Here is a 22,492-nt window from a genome sequence, read left to right as displayed (position 1 = left end):
AGGCCAAAGCGGCATTTCAGAATCCCCCTACAACCGCTGGTGAAGATGTCGATGCCAGTCGGGATTTTTTGGTCGATTGCCAACTTTAGGCCGTATAAACTTGCGCAAAGCGTCGGCCAATGGTTGTCTCGACGCCACAGATGTCACAGATAAGAGAGTGAGAAATGGGCGCACAGTGGAAGGTTAAACACAAAGAAGCGGCAGCCAATGCCAAGGGCAAGATCTTCGGCAAACTGGTGAAGGAAATCACCATTGCTGCGCGCAACGGCGCTGATGTTGCGACCAACGCGCACTTGCGCCTGGTCGTTGAACAGGCCAAGAAAGCTTCGATGCCCAAGGAAACACTGGATCGCGCCATCAAGAAGGGCGCGGGCCTGTTGGGCGAGACCGTGCAATACCATCGCGTGACCTATGAAGGGTTCGCCCCGCATCAGGTGCCGTTGATCGTCGAGTGCGTGACCGACAACATCAACCGCACCGTGGCCGAAATCCGTGTGGCGTTCCGCAAGGGCCAACTGGGCGCTTCCGGTTCGGTGGCCTGGGACTTCAACCATGTCGGGATGATCGAAGCGTCGCCGGACTCCCCGGACGCCGATCCGGAAATGGCCGCCATCGAAGCCGGTGCACAGGATTTCGAACCGGGTGAAGAGGGTGCAACCCTGTTCCTGACCGAACCGACCGACCTCGACGCAGTACAGAAAGCCCTGCCGGAACAAGGCTTCACCGTGCTGTCGGCCAAACTGGGCTACCAGCCGAAAAACCCGGTCAGCGGCCTGAGCGACGAGCAGATGGCCGAAGTCGAGGCGTTCCTCGAAGGCCTCGATAACCATGACGACGTGCAGGATATGTTTGTCGGCTTGGCGGGTTGATCTGACTTGTGGCGAGGGGGCTTGCCCCCGTTGGACGGCGAAGCCGTCCCAAAAGCGACGGCTGCTTCGCAGCCGAACGGGGGCAAGCCCCCTCGCCACAGGTCCTGTATTTATTTCTTGAGCCCAGCCAATTCCTGAACGATCGCTTCAAACCCCGGCCGCGCCAGCACCTGCGGCTGACAGCAACGCCGCTCCAGATCTTCCAGCCCCCCACGCCGTTCATCGCTCAACCCCGAGTCGATCCGTGCCAGCAACTCCCCCAGCAACACCCCGAACGCCCGCACCTCAATCCGCTGCAAGGCACGGCTTTCCAAAGTGTCGGAAGTCGCATGGAAGGATGCCGCGCCAAAGTCCCCCAGCAAGCAATCTCCCTGTTCATTCCACAGGATATTGTGCCCGTAGAGGTCGCCGTGGGTGATGCCATGGCTGTGCAGGTGTTCGGCCACCGAGGCAATGCCCGAGGCAATGCGCAGCGCCACGGCCGCACTGAAACGCAAGTCGTCGGGGTAGATGTCGCGGCTGCACGACGCCAGGCTCGGCAGTCCGGCGAGGTTGCGGTAACTCGGTGCGATCAGTTGCATCACCAGCCCGGCGGTTTGCTGCGGGTGATCGACAATCCGCCCTTCGACGCGGATCAGGTTCGGGTGCAGGCCGGCGGTGATGCAGGCGTTCATCTCGTGCAGCGGTGAACCATCGCTGGTCATTTCGCCCTTGTAGAGCTTCACCGCAACGGCCATGGGCGGCTGCTCAGCCGGTTGCCAGACCGCCTGATGGATCACCCCGGACGCACCTTCGCCGAGCTTTTTCTCCAGGCGCAATGCCGACCAGTCAATGCGCGGTGTCGCGTCGAGGGCCGCGGCGTCGGCTTCGGTTTCCAGCGGGTTACCGGCGTACGCCAGCCAGGTCAGGCTTGGCAATTCCAGCAACCATTGCGGCAACTCGGTCATCTGGTTGGCGGCGATGCGGATCAGTTCCAGCCGATGGCACTGACGCAAGGATTTCGGCAGCGCGTGCAAACGGTTGCCGGCGAGCATGAGCTTTTGCAGGAATGGCCGCTCTCCCAACTCGCTCGGCAGCGTCTCGATGCAGTTGTCGGTCAGGATCAGCCAGCGCAGCAGCGGTGGCAGTGCCGCAGCGGGTACGTGGGCGATGCGGTTGGCCTTGAAGCCGATCATCGTCAGTGCGGCGCATTGGCCCAGGCAGGCCGGCAACTCGGTGAAACGGTTATCGGAACAGAACAGCACGCGCAAGCGGGTCAGGCGATGCAAGTCCTCGGGCAGGGCGCTCAAGGCATTGCCGCTGAGGTTGAGTACTTCCAGCGAGTCCGCCAGATCGAAAATCTCCCGAGGGAATTCGGTGAGGTCGTCGACCAGATCCAGCCGTGTGATGCCTGACAACTCGCCGGCACGCAATTGAGCAAGGGTATGCATGAACAGATTCGCCATTAGCCAAAGAGAGGACGCGTGGCCCTGGAAATGGGCGACATGATAGCGGGAAAGATGTGGCGACTGTCAGGCCGCCTTCGCGAGCAAGCCCGCTCCCACAGTTGACCGCGTTCCAATGTGGGAGCGGGCTTGCTCGCGAAGAGGCCCTTCAATACAACAAAATAATATCGCTCAGGCCGGCTCGCTGACTTCAACCAGTTGCCCCAGTCGACTGCGGGTGCGTGCCAGATCAATGGCATCACCGTCCAGGCTTTCGCGCAGGGCGTGCTGTGCGAGCAGTGTCAGGTGCTTGTCCTGGTCGTACAGTACGTCGATCAGGTTGATGAAGCGCTGTTGGGCGGCCATCGAACACTCACCGAGCCGCGGCAGGTCATCGATGATCCAGCGATCGAAGCGGCGGCACAGCTCCAGGTAATCCATCACGGCCACAGGCTGCTCGCACAGGTCGGCGAAAGTGAAACCGATGCGGCGCTCATCGCACAAACGTGCCTGGAAATGCCGGGTGCCTACGGGGAGCGAAAGGGGCGGGGCGCTGCGATCCGGCAGATTCAACGAGCGCCGCTGCACCGCGCTGGCCGGCCACACATAATGGCCTTGGGTGAACAGCTGTTGTGCGTGGCTGCGGACCTGGCTGCGATAGTCGTGCGGACCGCCGACTTCCATGACTTGCATGCGCGCATTGATCAAGTCGATCACCGGTTTGAAGCGGGCGTGGTACAGCGGATTGGGCAACAGGCCTGCGGGCGGGTAGTTGGAGGTGACCAGCAACAGGATGCCGCGCTGAAACAGTGCCTTGAACAACCGGGTGATGAGCATCGCATCGCCGATGTCGTGCACATGGAACTCATCGAAACACAGCACCCTGCAATCGCTGAGCAGGGCATCCAGGGTGATCGCCAGGGCGTCGGGCTGTGCGCGATGCTCGAACATGCCCTGGTGCAGTTGGGCAAAAAACTGATGGAAGTGCAGGCGTTGTTTTTGCGCGAGGGGAACGGCCCGGAAAAAACCGTCGAGCAGCCAGCTCTTGCCGCGCCCCACGGCGCCATGCAGGTAAAGGCCGGGAAGGGTTTGTGTCGAAGCGTCCATCAACAGGCAGGCATGCCGGGCCATGCAGTCGATCACGCGTAGCTGGCTGTGACTGAGGGTGTAGCCCCGGGAGTGGGCCTGGTGACGAAAGTAGTCGTGGATAGCCTCGCCTGCCTCGCCTGCCTCGCCTGCCTCGGCGTTGCCGGCAGCCGGTGCCTTGCCGAGAAAACGACGCAACGATTGCCAGCGCGATTTGATTCGCGAACGATTGGGTGGTCGAACGGCCACTGAGATGTCACCTCTGGTGTGCGGGCAGGCTCCCCCGAGCCGGGGCGGCACAGTTTAACCGGATGAGGGAATTTGCCTCCAGCTGTGTCGGCATATTCCAAGCCACCGTCACCGGGTTCTAAAGGAACACCGCGAACCCTGTGGGAGCTCGCTTGCTCCCACAGAGGGGGATCAGAACTGAGTGGTCTGACTCAGCATCTGCGCCGCCGGCGTATCCGCCGGGCTGACCATCGCATAGTTGTAGCCACCACCGGACCAGTACTCGGCCTGCAGGCCTCCATCGCTACGGCTGCCACGGGGCAGCAGGAAGTTTTTCGGTCCTGGCGGGCGCACATAGAAACTGATTTTCTGCCCGCCCTGATTCTCGTAGACCACCATCGCTGCCGGGCCTTGCTCGGTACTCAGCAAGCGCCCGCTGGCCGGCTTGAACCCGGCACCCGAGAGGTCGGGCAGGCGATTGGCCCGGGTGAAGTAGCGGTCGAGCCAACCTTGCATGTCACCATCGTCGCCGGCCTTGTAATCCGCCGGCAGGATGCCTTGCTGGGCAATCAGGCGATACGCCTGCAGGGCATCGGTCATTGGAAGCGGGGGGCTCGCGAGTGTCATCTCCCGCGCTTGCCAACCGCTGAAACCGCCGACGCTGACGGCGATGAGCAGCACCGCGGCACTGGCCAGGTGTCGACGGGATTGGCGTTTGAGGCGTTGGCGTATCACCGCCGGATCCAGGTCCGGGTTCGACGGTTGTTGCAAGGCGCCACTCAAGGCCGCGCGCAGTGTCTGCGCATCCTGCTGCCAGGCGCGCACTTGCGCCGCCACCTGCGGGTTACTGGCCAGAAAAGTCTCCACCAGGCGCCGGTCGGCGTCGCTCAGTTGGTGGTCGACGTAGGCGTGCAGGTCTCGCTCGCTGGGGGGCATGCTGATCATTTGAGTCTCCGCAGGGAGGGGCGGTTGATTTCGCCATCGCTGAGTTGGCGCAGGGCCTGGCGAGCCCGGGACAGGCGGGACATCACGGTGCCGGTGGGGACGTCGAGAATCTCGGCGACCTCTTTGTAACTCAAGCCTTCTACCGAGACCCAGAGCAGCAGCGCACGTTGTTCGGTGGGCAGTTGATCGAAGGCATTGAGGGTCGATTGGGCAATGACGGTGCGCTCCACCGAGGGCTGGGCATCGTCGCGGCCGGTGAAAAAATCGAGCATGCGCGCGTAGCGCCGGGAGCGGCGGTGCGCATCGAGAAACTGTCGATACAGAATCGAGAACAGCCAGGCGCGCAAGTCGCCCTCGGCGCGTTTGCCAGCCCAACTCGACAGTGCCCGCTCCAGGCTCGCCTGCACCAGGTCGTCAGCGCTGCTCGGATTGCGCGTCAGCGACACGGCGAACCGTCGCAATCGGGGAATGATTTCTCTGAGTTGTTCGTCGATATCGTTCATGAAGTCCTGACTAGTCACTACGCTGGACAGTGGACCAGGAAGACGCTCGGTATTCGAGGTTATTCCACGCCTGAAAAAATAAATACCGTGCGTGGGAATAAACCTGTGTGCGGTTCGTCTGCTTGATTCTTCTCACTTGTGGCCGATGGCCCTGGAGTCTTTCATGGTAGATCGATCATCACCGCCCACCCGGCCACCCTTGAGTGCGGCGAGCCTGACGTTGCGTCTGGCGGGTATTGCCGTGGTCGTTGCCGCACTGGCCGGGGCGTTTGCCTACGTCAACGGCACCTTCGACCCACAGCGCCTGACCCCGAAGAAACTGATCAACGTGCTGGAAACCAACAACGGCGTGCATCCGGGTTTCCGCCGCAACCATTCCAAGGGCGTGTGCGTGATCGGGCATTTCGAAAGCAGTGGCGAGGCGCGCAGCTATTCCACCGCTCAGGTGTTCAATGAGGCGCAGACGCCGGTGGTCGGGCGTTTCGCCTTGCCGGCCGGTAACCCCTACGCGCCGGACAGTGCCGTGCCGATCCGCAGCATGGCCTTGCGCTTCACCCAGGCCAACGGCCAGCAGTGGCGCACCGGGATGAACAGCATGCCGGTGTTCCCGGTGGGCACGCCCGAGGCGTTCTATCAATTGCAAAAAGCCCAGTCGCCAGACCCGGCCACCGGCAAGCCGGACCCCAAGGCCGTGCCCGCATTCTTTGCTTCGCACCCGGAAGCGGCACCTTTCCTGGCCTGGATCAAAACCGCCAAGCCGTCGGCCAGTTATGTGACCGAAAACTACAACAGCGTCAATGCGTTCTACCTGGTCAACGCGGCCGGCCAACGCCAGGCTGTGCGCTGGAACATGGTGCCTCTGGCCCAGGACGCACCCGGGGCCACGGCACCGGAGGGCAGTGATTTCCTGGAGAAAGACCTGGTCCAGCGAATCGCCGCAGGCCCGTTGCGCTGGCAACTGAACATCACCCTGGCCAACCCCGGCGATCCGGTGAACGACGCCAGCAAGGCCTGGCCCGAAGGTCGCAAGGTGTTGAATGCTGGCACGCTGGTGCTTGAAAAGACTCAGCCGCAACTCAACGGCGAATGCCGTGATATCAACTACGACCCGCTGGTGTTGCCTGCCGGGATCGAAGGTACCGACGACCCGTTGCTCGCCGCTCGTTCAGCCGGGTACGCCAATTCCTACCTGCGTCGCACAAGCGAAGTCAGCCAGTTGCCCGCCGCCAAGCAGGAGGTCCAGCAATGAGCACTCAACCGAACCATTTCGCGCCGCTGGCGCGCCTGCTGCACTGGCTGATGGCGCTGATGATCATCGCCATGCTGTTTATCGGTGCCGGCATGGTCGCCTCGGTGTCCGAGCGGCATGAATGGCTGATCCATTTGCACAAACCCTTGGGGGTCGCGATTTTGCTGTTGGTGATCGTGCGTCTGGTGGTGCGTTTCTCCACCGCACAGCCTCCGCTGTCAGCGGACCTGCCGGGTTGGCAAGCGCTGGCGGCCAAGGCTTCGCACGTCTTGTTGTATGCACTGATGCTGGTCTTGCCGCTGCTGGGCTGGGCGATGATTTCTGCGTCGGGTGAACCGGTGATGCTCAGCAGCTCGCTACAGTTGCCGTCGATTGTGCCGGCGAACGCGCAGGTGTTTGCGTTTTTGCGCAAGGCGCATGGCTATCTGGCGTACCTGCTGTTTCTGACCGTGTTGCTGCATCTGGCGGCGGCGTTGTTTCACGGTTGGGTGCGGCGTGATGAGGTGCTGGACAGTATGTTGCGGGGTAAGGATCGCGGTTAATCGCCGCCTGAAAAAGATCGCAGCCTGCGGCAGCTCCTACAGAGGTACGCCGATTCCTGTAGGAGCACCGCAGGCTGCGATCTTTTGATTTTGAAGGAACGCCAGTTGCCCGCCGCCACAGAGGAGCCCCGGCAATGAGCACTCAACCGAACCACGTCGTCCCGCTGGCGGCCTAGGCTTCGCACGTCTTGTTGTATGCACTGATGCTGGTCTTGCCGCTGCTGGGCTGGGCGATGATTTCGGCATCGGGCGAACCGGTCATGCTCAGCAGTTCGCTATAGTTGCCGTCGATTGTGTCGGCGAATGCTGGGCTGTGATTTGGCTTTTGTCACAGTGTGATTGTCTGCTTACCTGTCAACTCTGACAGTTTCGCTGATCTGAAAAAGCACGTTCAATGCTCAAAGACTGCGTTGGTTCCGAATGGGGCCCGTCGGACAGCACTGATCGTGCGATTCAGGGAGACGAACCATGTTCAAGACTGCAGGGGTGCGTTTCATACGACGTGCTTTTTCCGGGCTGTCGTTAGTGTGTTTGGCGGTGATACTCGGTGCTTGTGCGCACCCGCCGACGACTGACTCCGGAGAGTCGAAAAGCTGGGTTGTCGAAAATGTTGCGAGTAAATCCACAGCTGAACTGTATGCGGACCTGATCAAACCGGGTGTGTTTGAGCGGTCGAGTTCGAAGGTCATTGATGGTTATACCCTCGAGAGTGGCAAGCTGCGAATGCCAGATAAGTCCGAGGGGTCGCTGGTGACGGTGCGTTCGGCAAATGGAAGTCTTGTCTCGTTAGTCAATATGCCAGGTAAAAGCGGGTTATTTTTAGTCAACAAACAAGGCTTGAGTACGTTTAGTCCAGAGCCAAAATTTGATCCGGCAGTCGAGGACGGCATTCCAAGTCCCGATGAAAAAGTTGCCACGGCGCTGGTAAATTCAGCCAACGAGGATCCCAAAATTGTTGATGTCTTGTTGGGCTATTCTCGTGCGGCGGTTAATCGAGTAGGCGGGGATGTGATGGCCCATGCGTTATCACAAATAGAGTCTGTTAATTTAGCCTTGAGAATCTCAGAGGTCTCCAATGTTTCACTTAGATTGGTCGGGATTCAGGTAGTGGAGCAGAATTACCCAATAACGTCAGAGACCCGGAAGCAATTAACAACGATTTTTTCTGCAGGCATGGCCGAATACGTACCTGACATAATTTTTGGTTTTTTTGATTCGACTCCAGAGGATACGGCCATAGGTTGGGGGAGTATAGGAGGGCGTACGGGTATTGGATTGGCACGTAGCATCAATACGTATAGGCATGAGGTAGGTCACAATGCTGGAAGTATTCATTGCAATCCCAATGGCGGGGCTAATTACCATTATGGGTATAACAATGGGAGGACTTCTACGATTTTGTGTGGACAGTCAACAGGGTACTATTCAACACCTGCTCTGAGCGATGAGTTCGGTTTGCCGCGTGGGGATGCCGTAACGGCAGATACAGCGCGTATATGGCGCGAAAATGCTGAGCGGCTATCCTCTTACGCTCCACCCCAATCCCCACCAATAGCGCCGGAAAATTTTGCCAAAGTTTGGTCAACCCCTAGCACGATTACTTTTAGCTGGGAGGCATCACCCAAAGCAGTTCGATATGAAGTGTACAGTAGGGGAATTACTTCTCCATCAATGAAAATTGGAGACAGTACGGCGCCATCGTTTACCGCAACCAATGTTGTAGGGTCGGCTTATTACTACGTTAAGGCTGTTAGTTTTATTGGGCTGGTTTCAGTCCCGAGCAATTCCGTTCTTGCAAAGCCATAAATGCTCAAGTAAGTGACGTGGCCTGTTGTCAGGCCACGTCACTATGTAGTCGAATCAGCGCAGGGTATCGACCATATCGGCAAGCGTGGTCAGCACATCCTTGCCCAACTGCTTCGAGCGCTTGCCCGACCAGCCCGTCAACGGATTCGGATGATCGTCATGATCCTTGAACGGCATTTCCAGGGTCAACGACAGGCAGTCGTACTTCTGGCCGACGCTGTTGCAGGCCAGCGTCATGTTGGCCTGGCCCGGTTCGTCGCGGGTGTAGCCGTACTTGGTCTGGAAGTCTTTGGTGGTGTGTTTCAGATGGCTGCGGAAGTGCTCCTCCAGCTTTTCGATCCGTGGCGTGTAGCCTGGATTGCCTTCGCAACCGGCGGTGAACACGTGAGGGATTTCCTCGTCACCATGGACGTCGAGGAACATATCGACGCCGTACTTTTCCATCTGCTGCTGAACGAACAGGACCTCCGGGCTGATTTCCTGGCTGGCGCTCTGCCAGGCACGATTGAGGTCCTGGCCCATGGCGTTGGTGCGCAGGTGACCGTGGAAAGCGCCGTCCGGGTTCATGTTCGGCACCAGGTACAGGTCGGCGCTGGCCAGCAGTTTGTTCAGCACAGGGTCGTCGTGTTTTTCCAGGCGTTCGATCACGCCTTCCATGAACCACTCGGCCATGTGTTCGCCCGGATGTTGCTGGGCAATCATCCACACCTTGCGTCGACCTTCGGCCCCGGTGCCTTTGCGCAACAGCTGGATGTCACGGCCTTCGACGCTCTTTCCGGTGGCCAGCAGTTCGGTTCCGGCCTTGCTCAGCGCCTGCTCGATCAGCCAGTCGTGGCGGCCGCGGCTGTAGGGTTCGAAGTAGGCGAACCAGGCGTGGGTCTGTTCGGCTTCGAGGCTGAAACGCAGGCAGTCGCCTTCGAAAATGGTGGGTACGCGGAACCAGTTGACGTGATCGTAGGACGCCACCGCCTGATAGCCGGTCCAGGCCTTGTTATAGGAGGACTGGCTGGCATTGTTCAGGCGAAACCAGTGGTCCTGGCCGACATGCAGGCCGCTGGCCTTGAAGTGGAACCACTGGAAATGGGCACTGCGGGTGTCCGGACGAATGGCCAGAAGCGGTTTGAGCGGATCGCTGATGTCGATGACTTGGATGTTGCCGCTGTCGAAGTTGGCACTGATGTCGAAAGAGGATTTGGCCACGGTCATAATCGGGTCCTGAATATGATTTTTATCGCGGCTACTTTACACGCAAGAGAGGGGTGAAACCGAGGGAAATTGCGGGGTGCAGAGGTGGGGGCGTCCTCCTTGACGCTGACGCAGCTTAGAGATTATGCGATTGATTCTCAAGTGCTATCTGTCGCTGGTTTGAACCCATGATGCCGGGCTTCTCTTGCCAACTGGAATTCTTTTGATATCATCCGCGCCATCGAATTTGCGGCACCCAAAGACTTCATTAGCCTGAAGCCAAAGCCAGAAAAAACTGGCAAAAAAAAGACCCGGCAAAAAGCCGGGTCAAAAACCGTGATTAGCCTGATGAGGAGATAGTCCAGGAGACCGACCTAAGGTCACCTGGTCCATCGACTGATCTCGCGACCAGCTGATGCAATAATAATCATTCTCGTTTGCAAGTCAAACGTTTTCACCTGCGCGACAGAAAAATTCTTTTCTGTCCTCTTGATCTGCCTTCTCACCTCAAGCGTTTTCATACTTTTCCAGCGATCGATCGACCATCGCCTTGGCCATGTCGATCATGTGCACCGTCGAAAACGCCAGGTCACGGTTTACGCCTTGCAGGTGACTGGCTGATTCGTACGCGGTGGCGGCAGCACAGCGCAACAGGTCCAAGGCATGGACCAGTGCCTCTTCGCCGCTGATGTTGCGGTTCACATCAAAAAAACGCGATTCGGCCACTTCCTCCGAAACAGCAGGTTTCAAGTAATAGTCCAGCGCGCGTTGTGCCGCCGCCGAGTCCAGGGATGAGGTGAGGGTGGTGTCGATTTGCACGTCCGGCAGGTCATTGGCGGGTGGGTTCATGGCGATGGCAAGCTCCGTGTTAGATTCAGATCCGTGAGTCGATCCTAATACGAACTGTATTTGTGACGAGGATTTAAATACTACAATTTGTGTTTTGATGGTCGGAGGCGCCCACGTATCGTGCCGCACATGGATAAATGGATTGAATTGGTCAAGGCCAAGATGAGTGAACTCAAAATCACTCAAGAGATACTCGCCGAGCGCCTCGGGATGTCCCAGGGCGGCATTGGCCACTGGCTCAACAAACGTCGTGAACCCGGCATCGATGACATGAACCGGGTGCTGCAGGCGCTGGGCCTCGAGTTTCTCGAGGTGGCGCTGGTGATCCGGGAACCGCAGGCGTCAACCGACGACGAAATCCCCCTGACCCACAAGTACAACCCGTACTTTCGCTATCCGATCAGTGACTGGCATGAGCCTGCCGAAGTGCGCGACGGCGAGGTCCCGGTGTACGGCAAGGAGCGCTATGAGCTGTCCGATTACCACGCCCGGGGGCCGGCATTCTGGTTGAGAGTGGCGGGCGACGCGATGACCGCGCCCAATGGCATCAGCATCCCGGAAGGCATGTTGATTCTGGTGGACCCGGCCGTGGAAGCCGTGCCTGGCAAACTGGTCATCGCCCAGTGGCCGGACAGCGCCGAAGCCACATTCCGCAAGCTGATCGAAGAGGGCGGTCAGCGTTATCTGGTCCCGCTCAATCCCACGTATCCGAAAGCCTTGTACGCCGACGAATGTCGAATCATCGGCGTAGTGGTTCAGGCAATAGCCAGGTTCTGATCGGATCGGTCCTGGCAATGCGCAGGACCGATCTTCATTTCACGCTTCTTCCAGTTCGACCAGCGCACTGCCTTCGCTGACCATCTCGCCTTCCTGGCAGTACAGCGCCTTGATCACCCCGGAATGGGGCGCGCGAATGCTGTGCTCCATCTTCATCGCTTCAAGTACTACCAACTGCGCCCCGGCCTCGACCGATTGCCCGGCCTCCACCAGCACGCGGACGATGCTGCCGTTCATCGGTGCGGTCAATCCGCCCTGATGGCTGTGGCTGGCCTCGACGGCGCTGATCGGGTCGTAGGCCTCGATGCGGTGCAATTCGCCATCCCACTGCAAATACACCTGCTCGCCACGGCGTATCGCGCGGTGTTGACGGCGTACGCCAGCCTGCTCGGTCAACAGATGCTCGCCCTTGAGGCGGGCGCTGTGGGCATTGATGTCGCCCAGCGTCAGCGCACGGTCCTGGCCTTCACAACTCAAGTGCAGAGTGATTTCTCTCGGCAAACCGGCACGCAGGCCATTAGGCGCCGCCCACGGTGAAGCCGGGTCATCGGCACGGGTTGCGTGCGGCTGGCTCTGGGCAAATGCCTGGGCGGCGGCTTGCCAGAATTCATCGCCGAGTTCCGCTGGCGCCGGCAGCAACTGTTCCTGATAGCGCGGAATGAAGCCGGTATCGAGTTCGGCAGCGGCGAACGCCGGGTGACCGATGATGCGCCGCAGGAAATTGATGTTGGTCTTCAATCCGCCGATGGCGAACTCGTCGAGCATGCTCAGCAGGCGCAACCGTGCCTGTTCACGATCCTCGCCCCAGGCAATCAGCTTGCCGAGCATCGGGTCGTAGAACGGCGAGATCTCATCGCCTTCTTCGACGCCGCTGTCCACCCGGCGTCCAGGCCCCGGGGCGGATTCGCGATACAGCTCCAGGCGACCGGTCGCCGGCAGGAAATCATTGCCCGGATCTTCGGCGTACAGCCGCACTTCGATCGCGTGGCCTACCAGCGGCACCTGATCCTGAGTCATCGGCAACACTTCGCCGCGTGCCACGCGAATCTGCCAGGCCACCAGGTCGAGACCGGTGATGGCTTCAGTGACCGGGTGTTCGACTTGCAGGCGGGTGTTCATCTCCATGAAGAAGAATTCGCCGCGGGCATCCAGCAAAAACTCGACGGTGCCAGCACCGACATAGCCGATGGCCTGCGCCGAGCGCACAGCCGCTTCACCCATGGCGCGCCGCAGTTCCGGGCTCAGGCCCGGTGCCGGGGCTTCTTCGACGACTTTCTGGTGCCGGCGCTGAATCGAGCAGTCACGCTCGTTGAGGTACAGGCAGTTGCCGTGCTGGTCGGCGAACACCTGGATTTCCACATGACGTGGCTTGAGCAGGTATTTCTCCACCAGCATCCGCGAATCGCCGAACGACGATTGCGCCTCACGCTGGGCCGAGGCCAGGGCTTCGGCCAGCTGGCTGACGTCCTCGACCACTTTCATGCCTTTGCCGCCGCCGCCCGCAGTAGCCTTGAGCAGCACCGGGTAGCCGATGCGTTCGCAGGCATCGCGGAAGGTTTCCAGGTCCTGGGCTTCGCCGTGATAACCGGGCACCAGTGGCACGCCGGCGGTTTCCATCAAGGCTTTGGCCGCGGACTTGCTGCCCATGGCGTCGATGGCCGAGGCCGGTGGGCCGAGGAAAATCAGGCCGGCGTTTTCGATGGCGCGGGCGAATCCGGCGTTCTCCGACAGAAAGCCATAGCCGGGGTGAATCGCCTGTGCACCGCTGGCCTTGGCGGCGGCGATCAGCTTGTCGATCTGCAGATAGCTGTCGGCGGCTTTGCTGCCACCCAGGTCAACGCGAATGTCGGCTTCGCGGCTGTGCCGGGCGTCACGGTCGGTGGCGCTGTGCACGGCCACGGTTGTCAAGCCCAGGGCCTTGGCGGTGCGCATCACCCGGCAAGCGATTTCGCCACGGTTGGCCACCAACAGGGTGGTGAGGACAGGTGCGCTCATCAACGGGGCTCCTTGGCGGTTTCGGCTTGCCAGCTCGGTGGACGTTTTTGCAGGAAGGCGCGCAGGCCTTCCTGCCCTTCGGGGCTGACGCGGATGCGGGCGATGGCGTTTTCGGTGTAGCGGCGCAATGCCGGGGTCAATGAGCCGTCGCCGACTTCGCGCAAAAGATCCTTGCTGGCGCGCATGGCGGCCGGGCTGTTGAGCAGCAGGTTGTCGATCCACTGTTCGACTTTCTGCTCCAACTCGGCACTGGCATAGCTCTCCGACAACAGGCCGATTTCCCGTGCCCGTTGCCCGCCAAAGCGCTCGGCCGTCAGGGCATAACGCCGGGTCGCGCGCTCGCCGATGGCTTGCACCACGAATGGGCTGATCACCGCCGGTGCCAGGCCGATGCGCACTTCCGACAGGCAGAACTGCGCGTCATCGGCACCGATGGCCATGTCGCAGCAACTGATCAGGCCCAGCGCGCCGCCGAAGGCTGCGCCTTGCACCACGGCCAGGGTCGGCACTTTCAGTTTGGCCAGGTTGTACATCAACTCCGCCAGTTCCCGGGCGTCATCGAGGTTGGTGGCGTAATCGAGTTCGGCCGATTGCTGCATCCAGGCAAGGTCGGCGCCGGCGCTGAAATGCTTGCCACGGCCGCGCACGATCAGGAAGCGCAGGCTGGCATCGCTGGCGACTTTGTCGAGGGCGATGATCAGTTCGCGGATCATTTCGGCGTTGAAGGCGTTGTTCTTTTCTTCACGGCTGAGCCAGAGAGTCGCAAAACCCCTTGGATCGCTCAGCAGTTCGAGGGTGTTGAAGTCGCTCATGTTGTCCGTCTCCACGGTCCTTGTGGGAGCGGGCTTGCTCGCGAAGAACGATAACGCGGTGCAACAGGTGAACCGCGGCGGATCCTTCGCGAGCAAGCCCGCTCCCACAGAAAATCACATCCGGAACACGCCGAAGCGGCTCGGTTCGATTGGCGCGTTCAACGACGCGGACAAGGCCAGGGCCAGTACGTCGCGGGTCTGGGCCGGGTCGATGACACCGTCGTCCCACAGGCGCGCGCTGGAATAGTAGGGGTGACCCTGCTCTTCGTACTGATCGAGGATCGGTTGCTTGATCTCGGCTTCCTGCTCGGCACTGAAACCATGGCCGCTGCGTTCGGCCTGTTCGCGCTTGACCTGCACCAGAACGCCGGCCGCCTGTTCGGCGCCCATCACGCCGATGCGTGCGTTCGGCCACATCCACAAGAAGCGCGGATCGTAGGCGCGACCGCACATGCCGTAGTTGCCGGCACCGAAGCTGCCGCCGATGATCACCGTGAACTTCGGCACCTTGGCGCACGCCACCGCCGTCACCAGTTTCGCGCCGTGCTTGGCAATACCGCCGGCTTCGTATTTCTGGCCGACCATGAAGCCGGTGATGTTTTGCAGGAACAACAACGGAATGCCGCGCTGGCACGCCAGTTCAATGAAGTGCGCGCCTTTCTGCGCCGCTTCAGCGAAAAGAATGCCGTTGTTGGCGAGGATCGCGATCGGGTAACCGTGCAGGTAAGCAAAACCGCAGACCAGCGTTGTCCCGAACAGCGCCTTGAACTCGTCGAACACCGATCCGTCCACCAACCGCGCGATGACTTCGCGCACGTCGAACGGCTGCTTGGCATCGGCCGGCACCACGCCGTACAAATCGTCGCTGCCGTAGAGCGGGGCGATTGGTGTGCGTTGCTGAACCTCGCCTTGCTTGCGCCAGTTGAGGTTGGCCACACTGCGGCGCGCCAGCGCCAAAGCATGCTCATCGCTCTCGGCGTAGTGGTCGGCCACCCCGGAAATCTTGCAGTGCACATCGGCCCCGCCGAGGTCTTCGGCGCTGACCACTTCACCGGTCGCGGCCTTCACCAGCGGCGGGCCGGCGAGGAAGATCGTCGCTTGCTCGCGGACCATGATCGCTTCGTCGGCCATCGCCGGCACGTAGGCGCCGCCAGCGGTGCAGGAGCCCATGACCACGGCAATCTGCGGAATGCCCATGGCGCTCATGTTGGCCTGGTTGAAGAAGATCCGCCCGAAGTGCTCACGGTCGGGGAACACTTCATCCTGGCGCGGCAGGTTGGCGCCGCCGGAATCGACCAGGTAGATGCACGGCAGACGGTTCTGCTGGGCGATGGTCTGGGCGCGCAGGTGTTTTTTCACGGTCAGCGGGTAATACGAGCCACCTTTTACCGTGGCGTCGTTGGCGACGATCATGCACTCGACGCCTTCCACGCGACCGATCCCGGCGATCACGCCCGCAGCGGGGACGTCTTCGCCATACACCTCATACGCCGCCAGTTGGCTGATTTCCAGAAACGGCGAGCCCGGATCGAGCAAACGGTTGATGCGCTCTCGAGGCAGCAGTTTGCCCCGCGAGGTGTGGCGTTCCTGAGCCTTCGGGCCGCCACCCTGCGCCACTTGGGCGAGCAGGGTGTGCAACGCGTCGACCTGCTTGAGCATCGCCGCGCTATTGGTGGCGAACTCCGCTGAACGAGGGTTGAGCTGGGTATGCAGAATCATGGCTTACTCCGTAAGCAGCTTTAAGCGGCAAGCTTCAAGCTGCAAGAGGATCGCTTCTGCTTGTCGCTTGAAGCTTGCCGCTTGCAGCTGACGAAATTCATTTCGTCTCGTTAAACAGTTCGCGACCGATCAGCATGCGACGGATCTCACTGGTACCCGCGCCGATTTCGTACAGCTTGGCGTCACGCAACAGACGGCCGGCCGGGAATTCATTGATGTAGCCGTTGCCACCGAGAATCTGGATCGCGTCGAGGGCCATCTGCGTGGCGCGTTCGGCGCTGTAGAGGATCACGCCGGCGGCGTCCTTGCGCGTGGTTTCACCGCGCTCGCAAGCCTGGGCCACGGCGTACAGGTAGGCGCGGCTGGCGTTGAGCTGGGTGTACATGTCGGCGACCTTGCCCTGGATCAGCTGGAATTCGCCGATGCTTTGGCCGAACTGCTTGCGGTCGTGGATGTACGGCACGATCAGGTCCATGCACGCCTGCATGATCCCGGTCGGGCCACCGGAAAGGACGACACGCTCGTAGTCGAGGCCGCTCATCAGCACTTTCACGCCGCCGTTGAGCACGCCGAGGATGTTTTCTTCCGGCACTTCGACGTCATCGAAGAACAGCTCGCAGGTGTTCGAACCGCGCATGCCGAGCTTGTCGAACTTGTTGCTGCGGCTGAAACCTTTCCAGTCGCGCTCGACGATGAAGGCGGTGATGCCGTGGGGGCCCTTTTCCAGGTCGGTCTTGGCGTAGATCACGTAGGTATTGGCGTCCGGACCGTTGGTGATCCAGGTCTTGCTGCCGTTGAGCACGTAGTGGTCGCCACGCTTGTCGGCGCGCAGTTTCATCGATACCACGTCGGAACCGGCATTCGGCTCACTCATGGCCAGCGCGCCGATGTGCTCGCCGCTGATCAGCTTCGGCAGGTATTTGGATTTCTGTTCGTGGTTGCCGTTGCGGTTGATCTGGTTGACGCAGAGGTTGGAGTGAGCGCCATAGGACAGGGCCACCGAGGCCGAGCCACGACTGATTTCTTCCATCGCAACCACGTGGGCCAGGTAACCCAGGCCAGCACCGCCGTACTCTTCCGGCACGGTAATGCCCAGCAGGCCCATGTCGCCGAACTTGCGCCACAGGTCGGCGGGGAACAGGTTGTCGATGTCGATCTGAGCGGCGCGCGGGGCGATCTCCTTGGCGACGAAGGACCGGACCTGATCGCGCAGCATGTCGATGGTTTCACCGAGGGCAAAGTTCAGGGATGGATAGCTCATGGGTCACCTTTTGGCTTTTTTATGGGGCGGGGGAGGGCCGTGATTGGGTTCTCACCTTTACGTTAACGTAAGCCTGTGACGAATGGCTGTCAATCACCCTTTACGTTAACGTCAACTTGAGCGAGAGTAGAGCCAGTTCAAGATAGAACGCGGACCCATCCTGTGGTGATGGCCTGTGGCGAGGGGGCTTGCCCCCGTTGGGCTGCGCAGCAGCCCCAAAATTTCCGATATGTCGAAGATCTTGTGAGTGCTGCGCACTCAAACGGGGGCAAGCCCCCTCGCCACAGGTTGCTCTCACAGGTAGCCGCGACAAGCCCATAAATAAAGACAATAGGGGTCGTCATGGATCAACCCAGTGCAAGCCCGCAACGCAGTTACACCCGTGGTTCCCAGGACAAAGCCTTGCTGGCGATGACCATCGGCCAGGCGTTCGACAACACGGTCGCGCAGTATCCGGACGGGGAGGCGCTGGTGGTGCGCCATCAACAGCTGCGTTACACCTGGAGGCAGTTGGCCGAGGCCGCGGACCTGCACGCCAGGGCGCTGCTGGCGCTGGGGCTGCAAGCCGGGGACCGCCTTGGTATCTGGGCGCCGAACTGTGCGCAGTGGTGCATCAGCCAGGTTGCCACCGCGAAAATCGGCGTGATCCTGGTCAATATCAATCCGGCGTATCGCAGTTCCGAACTCGAATACGTACTCAAGCAATCCGGCTGCCAATGGCTGGTGTGTGCCGGCGCCTTCAAGACCTCGAACTATCACGCGATGCTGCAGGGCCTGGTGCCGGAGCTGGCCGAGCAATCCATCGGCAAACTGCAAAGCGAGCGGTTGCCGGAGCTGCGTGGCGTTATCAGCCTGGATGCCGAGCCGCCGTCGGGGTTCCTGCCCTGGTCGCAATTGACCGGTCTGGCGGGCAGCGTGACGGTCGAACAACTGCATGAGCGCCAGAACAGCCTGCATTTCGATCAACCGGTGAACATCCAGTACACCTCCGGCACCACCGGTTTTCCCAAGGGCGCGACCCTCAGTCACTACAACATTCTCAACAACGGTTACATGGTCGGTGAAAGCCTGGGCCTGACGGCGGCCGATCGCCTGGTGATCCCGGTGCCCTTGTATCACTGCTTCGGCATGGTCATGGGCAATCTCGGCTGCATCACCCATGGCAGCACGATGATTTACCCGAACGACGCGTTCGATCCGTTACTGACCCTCGGCACTGTGGCTGACGAAAAAGCCACGGCGCTGTATGGGGTGCCGACCATGTTCATCGCCATGCTCGATCAACCGAAACGCGCCGAATTCGATCTGTCGAGCCTGCGCACGGGGATCATGGCAGGCGCAACCTGTCCTATCGAAGTGATGCGCCGGGTCATCAGCGAAATGCACATGAGCGAAGTGCAGATTGCCTATGGCATGACGGAAACCAGTCCGGTGTCATTGCAGACCGGTCCTGCAGACGACCTGGAATTGCGCGTGACCACCGTCGGCCGCACCCAACCGCAGCTTGAAAGCAAGATCATCGACGAAGCGGGCAACCTGGTGCCGCGGGGCACCATCGGTGAGCTGTGCACTCGCGGTTACAGCGTGATGCTGGGTTACTGGAACAACCCCGAAGGCACCGCGGAAGCCATCGATCAGGCAGGCTGGATGCACACCGGTGATCTGGCAAGCATGAACGATGAGGGCTACGTGTGTATTGCCGGGCGCAACAAGGACATGATCATCCGTGGCGGTGAGAATATTTACCCGCGGGAGCTGGAAGAGTTTTTCTTCACGCATCCGGCTGTTGCGGATGTTCAGGTGATCGGCATTCCATGCTCGCGCTACGGCGAAGAGATCGTCGCCTGGATCAAGTTCCACCCCGGTCACAGTGCTACCGAACAAGAACTGCAAGCTTGGTGCAAGGAGCGCATCGCGCACTTCAAGACACCTCGTTACTTCAAGTTCGTGGAAGAGTTTCCAATGACCGTGACCGGCAAGATCCAGAAATTCCGGATGCGCGAGATAAGCGTCGCGGAGCTCAAAGCGAAGCTGTAGGAGCTGCCGAAGGCTGCGATCTTTTGATTTTCAAGGGCAGGATCAAAAGATCGCAGGCTGCGCCAGCTCCTACAGATGTATGTGGGAAACCTGAATGCCAGACAGCACAAAGGGGAGCCGAAGCTCCCCTTTAATTTGTCGTTGCGCGTGCTCTTTTTTTATTATTGAGGGTCGGTCTGTTTTTGTTTTTGGCAACCGTTGCCCTTTACCGCTGTTTTTGGCGATCCCCATCCGGGATCAAGAGCAAACGTATTTTTTTGAGCGCTGATCTGCTTTTTCGCTGAGCGATCCAACCAGTACGGGAGCTACCTGAAGGTAGTTTTATTATTCTCTGTCTGGCCGCGGGTCACTTCGAAAAGCACCCTGAAAAGCACATCTTCTCCAAAAAAATCTGTTAGCTGCGTCTCTGCCGTGTTGTTTTTGTTATGTCAGAGTCGTTACGTCTTGTTTTTATTAGGGTTGCCGCAATTTTTTTATTCTTGTTATGCGATAGATATAGCAGGAGCCGTGCCAACTTTTTAAAAGCCTTTAAAATCAACGCTTTGCGGTTTTGTAGGGTTTTTCGCCTCAGGCAAAACCCTACATTTTGTTTCCGTGTTACTCGCTTGTGCCCACGTTTGAGTCTGTGCGGTAACACCCGGACACACTCACTGTGCGCTGCGGGCCCTGGCCACGCGGGAACCGGTAGGGCGACCCAACACGGTGCAAATCTGTTGACCGGCGAGCATCAGGGCGTCGAGGTCGATTCCGGTGTCGATACCCAGGCCGTTCAGCAGGTAAACCACATCCTCGGTTGCGACGTTGCCGCTGGCGCCCTTGGCATAGGGGCAGCCGCCGAGACCGGCGATGGAGCTGTCGAACACCGAGATACCTTCCAGCAGGCTGGCGTAGATGTTGGCCACAGCCTGGCCGTAGGTGTCGTGGAAGTGCCCGGCGAGCTTTTCACGGGGTACATCCTTTGCTACCACTTCGAACATTTTCCGGGTCGCGCCAGCGGTGCCGGTACCGATGGTGTCCCCCAGCGAGACCTCGTAGCAGCCCATGGCATAGAGCTCGCGAGCGACCAAAGCGACTTGCTCCGGGGGGACGTGACCTTCATAGGGGCACCCCAGCACGCAGGACACGTACCCGCGCACGGTCACCCCCTGTTGTCTGGCGGCCTCCATGATCGGCGCGAAACGCTCCAGGCTTTCGCTGATCGAGCAATTGATATTGCGCTGGGAAAACGCCTCGGACGCTGCGGCGAACACCGCCACTTCCTTGACCCCGGCGGCGAGGGCATCTTCGAAACCGCGCAGGTTGGGAGCGAGCGCGCCATAGACCACACCCGGTTTGCGCTGGATCTGCGCGAAAACCTCGGCGGAGCCGGCCATCTGCGGCACCCACTTGGGCGACACGAAACTGCCGACTTCTATATAGCCGAGCCCGGCTGCGGTCAGTGCATCGACCAGTTGCACCTTGTCGGCAACACTGATGGGTTGGGCTTCGTTTTGCAGGCCGTCGCGCGGGCCGACTTCGACAATGCGTACGTGGGAGGGGAGGGACATGGGCTTCGACCTGTTCTAATTGTCATAAGGCTACAAAGAACCTGTGGGAGCGGGCTTGCCCGCGATGGCGGAGGATCAGTCGGCATCAATGTTGAATGTCATGCCCTCATCGCGGGCAAGCCCGCTCCCACAGGGAATTGTGGCGGGTTATTGAATCGATTCCTGGCTTTTGAGCGTCTGCTCCAGCGCCTGTACGCAGCGCTCTTCGGCAGTATCGAGCTCCAGTTTCATCTGCTCGATGTCCAGCAACTGCTGTTCAAGCTGCTCACGGCGCTCGCTGATCTTCGCCAGCATGCTGTGCAACTGTTTGGTGTTACCGCTGGACGGGTCGTAGAGCTCGATCAGCTCGCGGCATTCAGCCAGCGAGAAACCGATGCGTTTACCCCGCAGGATCAGCTTCAGGCTGACTTTGTCCCGGGGCGAGTAAATGCGTTCCTGGCCACGGCGCTCGGGGCTGAGCAGGCCTTGTTCCTCATAAAAGCGAATGGCGCGGGTGGTGATGTCGAGCTCGCGGGCGAGGTCGGAAATGCTGTAGGTCTGGCTGCTCATGGAAGCGCTCGCAAAAGGTCATGGCGCTAAGCTAATGGCAGGTTGACGTTTACGTCAAGGGAGAAAAGATCGCAGCCTGCGGCAGCTCCTACAGGGTGAATACAATTCCCATGTAGGAGCTGCCGCAGGCTGCGATCTTTTGATTTTTCTCAAGCCGGCTGCTTATCCAGCTTTTTCTCCTGCGCCGTCACCTGCTGGCACAGCTCGATCATCTGCTCGCGCATCCAGCGGTTCGCCGGGTCCTGGTCAGTGCTTTCGTGCCAGTAAAGGTGGGTTTCCACCGGCGGCACATCGTTGACCGGCAGATAAAAGGCGTGCAGGTCGTTGCGGCGGGCGAAGCGTTCCGGCACGGTCATGACCATGTCCGTCTGCTGCAATACCTGCGAGGCCATCAGGTAATGTTGGGAACGCAGGGCGATCTTGCGCTGGATGCCCATCTTGCCCAGCGCCAGGTCGACATAGCCGAGGCCGCTGCGGCGACTGGAAATATGGATGTGGGTCAGGCTCAGGTAATCATCCAGCGTGAGTTTTTCCTTGCCCGCCAGCGGATGCCCTTTGCGCATGGCGCACACGTAGCGGTCTTCCATCAACTTGACGTGACGCACCTGCGGGTCGGTGTTGAGCGGCGCATCGACGGCAAAGTCCAGGCGGCCGGCCGCCAGTTCCTTGGTGGTCTCGCGGCGTTTGGACAGAAAACTCTCGATGATCACCGTCGGTGCCAGGCGGCGCAGACGCTGGAACAGCGGTGGCAGGATTACCGCTTCGGTGAGGTCGGTCATGCTGATGCGATAGGTCTTGACCGCTTGCTGCGGGTTGAAAATGCGGCTTTCCTGCACCGACACCCGCAGCAGCGAGAGCGCATTGCGCACCGGGCCGATGATGTTCTGCGCCATGGGCGTCGGCACCATGCCCTGGGCCGTGCGTACGAACAGCGGGTCGTTGAAGGTCTCGCGCAGGCGGGCCAGAGCGTTCGACACCGCCGGTTGAGTGATGCCGACAATCTGCCCGGCGCGGGTCAGGTTGGCTTCGGTATAGATCGCGTCGAAGACGATGAAAAGGTTGAGATCGACCTTGCTCAGATTCATTACGCGGCTCTCTTATTGTGTGGG

The 22,492-nt window shown here is 60.1% G+C and carries 19 protein-coding genes and 1 pseudogene; 7 read left to right on the top strand and 13 right to left on the bottom strand.

Translation table 11 applies throughout. The annotated features are described in order from the left end of the window. The first annotated feature begins 164 nt into the window (after positions 1-164). A complete protein-coding gene (locus ACEN83_RS20510; protein WP_495578247.1) occupies positions 165-869 on the top strand; it encodes a YebC/PmpR family DNA-binding transcriptional regulator in 705 nt (234 codons plus the stop codon). Between the two features lie 110 nt (positions 870-979). Here ACEN83_RS20510 and ACEN83_RS20505 read toward each other — a convergent pair whose 3' ends face one another. The 4 genes from ACEN83_RS20505 to ACEN83_RS20490 form a co-directional block, all read right to left on the bottom strand. Then, positions 980-2,299, bottom strand: coding sequence for a leucine-rich repeat-containing protein kinase family protein (locus ACEN83_RS20505; RefSeq protein ID WP_495578246.1), 1,320 nt, complete (start codon positions 2,297-2,299; stop codon positions 980-982). Positions 2,300-2,485: 186 nt separating this feature from the next. Continuing rightward, a complete protein-coding gene (gene zapE / locus ACEN83_RS20500; protein ID WP_495578245.1) occupies positions 2,486-3,628 on the bottom strand; it encodes a cell division protein ZapE in 1,143 nt (380 codons plus the stop codon). A 171-nt stretch (positions 3,629-3,799) separates the two neighbouring features. Then, positions 3,800-4,552 (bottom strand): anti-sigma factor family protein, encoded by a 753-nt coding sequence (locus ACEN83_RS20495; protein ID WP_495578244.1) that lies wholly within the window; start codon positions 4,550-4,552, stop codon positions 3,800-3,802. Then, positions 4,549-5,055 carry an RNA polymerase sigma factor gene (locus ACEN83_RS20490; protein ID WP_095966533.1) on the bottom strand — a complete coding sequence of 169 codons (507 nt, stop codon included), beginning with the start codon at positions 5,053-5,055 and terminating at the stop codon, positions 4,549-4,551. The genes ACEN83_RS20495 and ACEN83_RS20490 overlap by 4 nt, the downstream gene beginning before the upstream one ends. 163 nt (positions 5,056-5,218) lie before the next feature. On the opposite strand from ACEN83_RS20490, the gene ACEN83_RS20485 reads away from it, so the two are divergent. From ACEN83_RS20485 to ACEN83_RS20470, 4 genes and pseudogenes are all read left to right on the top strand, one after another. Then, positions 5,219-6,304: a catalase family peroxidase gene (locus ACEN83_RS20485; protein ID WP_495578243.1), complete on the top strand. Its 1,086-nt coding sequence runs from the start codon at positions 5,219-5,221 to the stop codon at positions 6,302-6,304. Continuing rightward, on the top strand, positions 6,301-6,846 hold the full coding sequence (locus ACEN83_RS20480; protein ID WP_495578242.1) for a cytochrome b: 546 nt from the start codon (positions 6,301-6,303) through the stop codon (positions 6,844-6,846). The genes ACEN83_RS20485 and ACEN83_RS20480 overlap by 4 nt, the downstream gene beginning before the upstream one ends. 176 nt (positions 6,847-7,022) lie before the next feature. Further along, positions 7,023-7,124, top strand: a pseudogene (locus tag ACEN83_RS20475) (cytochrome b); the annotation flags it as partial. A gap of 190 nt (positions 7,125-7,314) precedes the next feature. Then, the gene (locus ACEN83_RS20470; RefSeq protein ID WP_495578241.1) at positions 7,315-8,652 is read left to right on the top strand and encodes a hypothetical protein; all 1,338 of its coding nucleotides are present in this window, start codon (positions 7,315-7,317) and stop codon (positions 8,650-8,652) included. Between the two features lie 54 nt (positions 8,653-8,706). On the opposite strand, the gene ACEN83_RS20465 is transcribed toward ACEN83_RS20470, so the two are convergent. Together ACEN83_RS20465 and ACEN83_RS20460 are read right to left on the bottom strand one after the other, a co-directional pair. Then, positions 8,707-9,858 (bottom strand): M14 family metallopeptidase, encoded by a 1,152-nt coding sequence (locus ACEN83_RS20465; protein WP_104447815.1) that lies wholly within the window; start codon positions 9,856-9,858, stop codon positions 8,707-8,709. A gap of 486 nt (positions 9,859-10,344) precedes the next feature. After that, entirely contained in the window at positions 10,345-10,686 is a 342-nt protein-coding gene (locus ACEN83_RS20460) for a DUF6124 family protein (RefSeq protein WP_007981011.1), read from the bottom strand. A 129-nt stretch (positions 10,687-10,815) separates the two neighbouring features. Between ACEN83_RS20460 and ACEN83_RS20455 the strand changes: the two genes are divergently transcribed. Then, positions 10,816-11,463 (top strand): LexA family protein, encoded by a 648-nt coding sequence (locus ACEN83_RS20455; RefSeq protein ID WP_495578240.1) that lies wholly within the window; start codon positions 10,816-10,818, stop codon positions 11,461-11,463. A 39-nt stretch (positions 11,464-11,502) separates the two neighbouring features. Here the strand turns inward: ACEN83_RS20455 and ACEN83_RS20450 are convergent, their stop codons facing one another. The 4 genes from ACEN83_RS20450 to ACEN83_RS20435 form a co-directional block, all read right to left on the bottom strand. Further along, entirely contained in the window at positions 11,503-13,458 is a 1,956-nt protein-coding gene (locus tag ACEN83_RS20450) for an acetyl/propionyl/methylcrotonyl-CoA carboxylase subunit alpha (protein ID WP_495578239.1), read from the bottom strand. Then, entirely contained in the window at positions 13,458-14,270 is an 813-nt protein-coding gene (locus tag ACEN83_RS20445) for a gamma-carboxygeranoyl-CoA hydratase (RefSeq protein ID WP_495578238.1), read from the bottom strand. The genes ACEN83_RS20450 and ACEN83_RS20445 overlap by 1 nt, the downstream gene beginning before the upstream one ends. 114 nt (positions 14,271-14,384) lie before the next feature. Beyond that, positions 14,385-15,989, bottom strand: coding sequence for a carboxyl transferase domain-containing protein (locus tag ACEN83_RS20440; protein WP_495578237.1), 1,605 nt, complete (start codon positions 15,987-15,989; stop codon positions 14,385-14,387). A 97-nt stretch (positions 15,990-16,086) separates the two neighbouring features. Beyond that, complete coding sequence (locus tag ACEN83_RS20435) at positions 16,087-17,250, bottom strand: isovaleryl-CoA dehydrogenase (RefSeq protein WP_495578236.1); 1,164 nt, start codon at positions 17,248-17,250, stop codon at positions 16,087-16,089. A gap of 342 nt (positions 17,251-17,592) precedes the next feature. Between ACEN83_RS20435 and ACEN83_RS20430 the strand changes: the two genes are divergently transcribed. Then, complete coding sequence (locus ACEN83_RS20430; protein WP_495578235.1) at positions 17,593-19,287, top strand: AMP-binding protein; 1,695 nt, start codon at positions 17,593-17,595, stop codon at positions 19,285-19,287. A 647-nt stretch (positions 19,288-19,934) separates the two neighbouring features. Here the strand turns inward: ACEN83_RS20430 and ACEN83_RS20425 are convergent. From ACEN83_RS20425 to ACEN83_RS20415, 3 genes are all read right to left on the bottom strand, one after another. Then, positions 19,935-20,834, bottom strand: coding sequence for a hydroxymethylglutaryl-CoA lyase (locus tag ACEN83_RS20425; RefSeq protein ID WP_116581331.1), 900 nt, complete (start codon positions 20,832-20,834; stop codon positions 19,935-19,937). 147 nt (positions 20,835-20,981) lie between these two features. Then, the gene (locus tag ACEN83_RS20420) at positions 20,982-21,383 is read right to left on the bottom strand and encodes a MerR family transcriptional regulator (protein ID WP_007980992.1); all 402 of its coding nucleotides are present in this window, start codon (positions 21,381-21,383) and stop codon (positions 20,982-20,984) included. 149 nt (positions 21,384-21,532) lie between these two features. Then, a complete protein-coding gene (locus ACEN83_RS20415) occupies positions 21,533-22,468 on the bottom strand; it encodes a LysR family transcriptional regulator (RefSeq protein ID WP_218483481.1) in 936 nt (311 codons plus the stop codon). Positions 22,469-22,492: the final 24 nt, after the last annotated feature.

Source organism: Pseudomonas sp. Pseusp49, assembly GCF_059491875.1.
This window is presented reverse-complemented; position numbering and strand designations above follow the sequence as displayed.

Excerpts from the sequence above, each read along its gene's own strand:
- ACEN83_RS20510 (WP_495578247.1), top strand. The coding sequence starts at position 165 with ATGGGCGCACAGTGGAAGGTTAAACACAAAGAAGCGGCAGCCAATGCC.
- ACEN83_RS20505 (WP_495578246.1), bottom strand. The coding sequence starts at position 2,299 with ATGCATACCCTTGCTCAATTGCGTGCCGGCGAGTTGTCAGGCATCACA.
- ACEN83_RS20495 (WP_495578244.1), bottom strand. The coding sequence starts at position 4,552 with ATGATCAGCATGCCCCCCAGCGAGCGAGACCTGCACGCCTACGTCGAC.
- ACEN83_RS20490 (WP_095966533.1), bottom strand. The coding sequence starts at position 5,055 with ATGAACGATATCGACGAACAACTCAGAGAAATCATTCCCCGATTGCGA.
- ACEN83_RS20485 (WP_495578243.1), top strand. The coding sequence starts at position 5,219 with ATGGTAGATCGATCATCACCGCCCACCCGGCCACCCTTGAGTGCGGCG.
- ACEN83_RS20480 (WP_495578242.1), top strand. The coding sequence starts at position 6,301 with ATGAGCACTCAACCGAACCATTTCGCGCCGCTGGCGCGCCTGCTGCAC.
- ACEN83_RS20470 (WP_495578241.1), top strand. The coding sequence starts at position 7,315 with ATGTTCAAGACTGCAGGGGTGCGTTTCATACGACGTGCTTTTTCCGGG.
- ACEN83_RS20465 (WP_104447815.1), bottom strand. The coding sequence starts at position 9,858 with ATGACCGTGGCCAAATCCTCTTTCGACATCAGTGCCAACTTCGACAGC.
- ACEN83_RS20460 (WP_007981011.1), bottom strand. The coding sequence starts at position 10,686 with ATGAACCCACCCGCCAATGACCTGCCGGACGTGCAAATCGACACCACC.
- ACEN83_RS20455 (WP_495578240.1), top strand. The coding sequence starts at position 10,816 with ATGGATAAATGGATTGAATTGGTCAAGGCCAAGATGAGTGAACTCAAA.
- ACEN83_RS20450 (WP_495578239.1), bottom strand. The coding sequence starts at position 13,458 with ATGAGCGCACCTGTCCTCACCACCCTGTTGGTGGCCAACCGTGGCGAA.
- ACEN83_RS20445 (WP_495578238.1), bottom strand. The coding sequence starts at position 14,270 with ATGAGCGACTTCAACACCCTCGAACTGCTGAGCGATCCAAGGGGTTTT.
- ACEN83_RS20440 (WP_495578237.1), bottom strand. The coding sequence starts at position 15,989 with ATGATTCTGCATACCCAGCTCAACCCTCGTTCAGCGGAGTTCGCCACC.
- ACEN83_RS20435 (WP_495578236.1), bottom strand. The coding sequence starts at position 17,250 with ATGAGCTATCCATCCCTGAACTTTGCCCTCGGTGAAACCATCGACATG.
- ACEN83_RS20430 (WP_495578235.1), top strand. The coding sequence starts at position 17,593 with ATGGATCAACCCAGTGCAAGCCCGCAACGCAGTTACACCCGTGGTTCC.
- ACEN83_RS20425 (WP_116581331.1), bottom strand. The coding sequence starts at position 20,834 with ATGTCCCTCCCCTCCCACGTACGCATTGTCGAAGTCGGCCCGCGCGAC.
- ACEN83_RS20420 (WP_007980992.1), bottom strand. The coding sequence starts at position 21,383 with ATGAGCAGCCAGACCTACAGCATTTCCGACCTCGCCCGCGAGCTCGAC.
- ACEN83_RS20415 (WP_218483481.1), bottom strand. The coding sequence starts at position 22,468 with ATGAATCTGAGCAAGGTCGATCTCAACCTTTTCATCGTCTTCGACGCG.